Source organism: Endozoicomonas sp. ONNA2 (assembly GCF_024606365.1).
In the GTDB taxonomy this organism is placed as follows: domain Bacteria; phylum Pseudomonadota; class Gammaproteobacteria; order Pseudomonadales; family Endozoicomonadaceae; genus Endozoicomonas.
The window spans coordinates 1-2,903 of sequence record NZ_JAHHPO010000329.1 but is presented as its reverse complement, the minus strand read 5'-3'; the positions used below and the strand labels follow the sequence as shown (position 1 = coordinate 2,903).

General features: G+C 48.3%; 3 protein-coding genes and 1 pseudogene. 3 read left to right on the top strand and 1 reads right to left on the bottom strand.

Going from position 1 to position 2,903, the window contains the following annotated elements:
* Nucleotides 1–211 precede the first annotated feature (211 nt).
* Nucleotides 212–760, bottom strand: a complete 549-nt coding sequence (gene speG / locus KDK14_RS05955; RefSeq protein WP_257264099.1) for a spermidine N1-acetyltransferase — start codon at nt 758–760, stop codon at nt 212–214.
* A 300-nt stretch (nt 761–1,060) separates the two neighbouring features.
* Here speG and KDK14_RS21655 point away from each other — a divergent pair.
* From KDK14_RS21655 to KDK14_RS05945, 3 genes and pseudogenes are all read left to right on the top strand, one after another.
* Nucleotides 1,061–1,243, top strand: a pseudogene (locus KDK14_RS21655) (Na+ dependent nucleoside transporter N-terminal domain-containing protein); the annotation flags it as partial.
* Entirely contained in the window at nt 1,223–2,311 is a 1,089-nt protein-coding gene (locus KDK14_RS05950; protein WP_373691036.1) for a NupC/NupG family nucleoside CNT transporter, read from the top strand. The pseudogene KDK14_RS21655 and the gene KDK14_RS05950, both read left to right, overlap by 21 nt.
* Nucleotides 2,312–2,503: 192 nt before the next feature.
* Complete coding sequence (locus KDK14_RS05945; RefSeq protein WP_257264098.1) at nt 2,504–2,833, top strand: helix-turn-helix domain-containing protein; 330 nt, start codon at nt 2,504–2,506, stop codon at nt 2,831–2,833.
* The last annotated feature ends 70 nt before the right edge of the window (nt 2,834–2,903 follow it).

Genomic DNA, 2,903 nt, shown 5'->3' with positions numbered 1-2,903 from the left:
ATAGCGCCCGTAGCGAGGATGGCAGAAAATTGAGGATAAAAAGTCGGAAATTTTTTCAAATATAAGTTCCGCGACAAACAGTAGGGTACGCTAACCGATCTGTAAAGTTGGGCTGGAGCATTTCACTATTCCCGGACAGCCTCCTGGCGTCACTGTCGTTTCTGAAGACTGCGCCGGGAAGTCCCGGCGCGTTATTTAAAACGGGAAGTCTTCAAGTCGTTACCGGATGTGCCTTGTTCAGGTATTCCCGCTGAAGAATATACATTCTCAATGCATCACAGTACTGGCCATTAGTGAAATATTCCTGAATCATTCGCCCTTCTTCAATAAAGCCCGTTTGTTGATAAAGGTGAATGGCCTTCTCATTGTCAACGGCCACAACCAGATACACTTTGTTCAGATTAAGTATGGTAAAGGCGTAGTCCAGGGCTGATTTGATCAATGCACGGGCATGACTTTTACCCTGATGCCCGGGTGCAATAATGATCTGGAATTCTGCCTTGCGATGCACGTAGTCAATTTCGATCAGCTCTACCAGGCCGATAGATTCTGCTTCGTTATTTTCAGTAGCCGTATGCTCGGCAACAAAACGGCGTTCAGTATTGTCATGGATATGCTTGCCATAAAGGTCTTCCAGTTCATCGAAAGACTCATAAGGCTCTTCAAACCAGTAGGACATAATACTGCGGTTATTGTTAAGAGAGTGCACAAACCGCAGGTCTTTCTTTTCCAGTGCTCTCAGTCGGATAGTGCTTTTCATCCGGTAATCTCGTCAGTCAGAGTGACTCTGTAGATCAATAAAACTTCTACAACATGATCCGTATATTTGGGTGCAGAAGTCTGGGTATTCTACGTGAATGCAGGGGTAAGAGGCTATCGGGTTTTGCCAAAAGCAGAACCAGGCCTGAATAAACTATTTGCTCTGAATTGTTCTGATTTTAAGCTATTGTGTCAGATAATTGTTCTGCTTTTGTAAGCCAGGTTATACAATTCTTCCGAACCGCCTGCTGTTCTGACCGGGCAACCGGCCGACACCGATCATCCACCCGAGGTGACCCCCATGCAAATACTTATGAGTCTGGTGGGTATTGTCAGCCTTCTGGCACTGGCCTTTTTATTGTCTGATAACCGACAAGCGATCAACCTGCGAACGGTTGGTGGGGCTTTTGCTATTTAGGCCGGTTTGGGTGCTTTGGTTCTTTACGTTCCCCTGGGGCAGGAAATTCTCGGTAGTGTTTCTAACGGGGTCAGTAATGTTATCAGCTATGCCAACCAGGGTATTGGTTTCCTGTTTGGTGACCTGGCTAACTTCAAGGTTGGCTTTATTTTTGCCATCAACGTACTGCCGATCATCATTTTCTTCTCCTCTCTGGTTGCGGTTCTTTACTATCTGGGCATTATGCAGAAGGTCGTTGCCTTTCTCGGTGGTGCATTGCAGAAATTATTGGGTACCAGTCGTACAGAGTCGCTGTCGGCAACGGCCAACATCTTCGTAGGACAGACTGAAGCTCCGCTGGTGGTAAGGCCTTATATTAATCGTATGACCAATTCTGAGCTGTTTGCTGTCATGGTAGGTGGTCTGGCTTCTGTGGCCGGCTCGGTACTGGCGGGCTATGCAGGCATGGGTGTTGAGCTGAAGTACCTGATTGCAGCCAGCTTTATGGCGGCACCGGGTGGTCTGCTGATGGCCAAGATGATCAAGCCGGAAATCGACATTCCCGATGATGCCGATCGGGCCGATGAAGACGGTGACAACGAACAGCCGGCTAACGTGATTGATGCCGCCGCCTCTGGTGCTGCATCCGGTTTGAAGCTGGCTGCCAACGTTGGTGCCATGCTACTGGCTTTTATCGCCCTGATTGCCATGGTCAACGGTATTATGGGCTGGATTGGCGGCTTATTTGATTACCCTGAACTGAGCCTTGAGATGATTCTGGGTTTCCTGTTCAGTCCATTGGCATTTCTGATTGGCGTGCCAATGAATGAAATCCTGACTGCGGGCAGTTTCATTGGTCAAAAGCTGGTGGTGAACGAATTCGTTGCGTACATGGATTTTGTCAATTACCTGAATCCTGAAGCGGCCGCTGCGGCCGGTGTTGAAGTGCTGTCCCAACGGACTCAGACCATCATCACCTTTGCGCTGTGTGGTTTTGCCAACCTGTCTTCCGTTGCCATTCTCCTGGGTGGTCTGGGCGTTATGGCACCAAACCGTCGTCAGGATATTGCCCGTATGGGTATCAAGGCGGTAGCTGCCGGTACGCTGTCCAATCTGATGAGTGCCACCATCGCTGGCCTGATGCTGGCCCTGTAATGCTCTTTGTTCAGGCCATGGCTTAATAACCCTGGCCTGCTTTTCCGGATTTTTCCTTCCCATATTTTTCCTTTATCAGCTGAACCTAACGCTTTTAAAGAAATGGTCGAATGACATTAGAGAAATAATTATATGTCGGGGTATTTGTGTTTTGCAGGCATGGATATCTGACCCTTTTGTGAGTGTACAAGAATGAACCTGACAACAAGGATTTTATGCTCCCGTAAAGACAAGAAGTTTTCGCAGCAGGCCCTGGCGGATTTGATTGGTGTGTCCAGAAGTGCGCTGGCCCAATGGGAAACCAGTATGAGCAGTCCCAGCCTTGAAAACCTGCGTAAAATGGCAGAGATTCTTGAAGTGTCTTTCGAGTGGCTGGCCACCGGGCGCGGGAATCAGCACCTGGCTAACTCGGATGAGATAATCAGTGACTCGGAAGTGGACGGCGAGATTATTGGTCAGTTGCATCGAATGAATCTTATGAAGAAAAGAGCCATTCTTAATGTGATGAGAGCGATGGCATAGGGCAACAAATGCCCTTGGCGCGTGAAAATATTTTGCGCCACCCTCAGGGATGAAAAATGGTTGAGCAAAA

Coding starts and splice junctions, on each gene's coding strand:
- speG (WP_257264099.1), bottom strand. CDS start 760: ATGAAAAGCACTATCCGACTGAGAGCACTGGAAAAGAAAGACCTGCGG.
- KDK14_RS05945 (WP_257264098.1), top strand. CDS start 2,504: ATGAACCTGACAACAAGGATTTTATGCTCCCGTAAAGACAAGAAGTTT.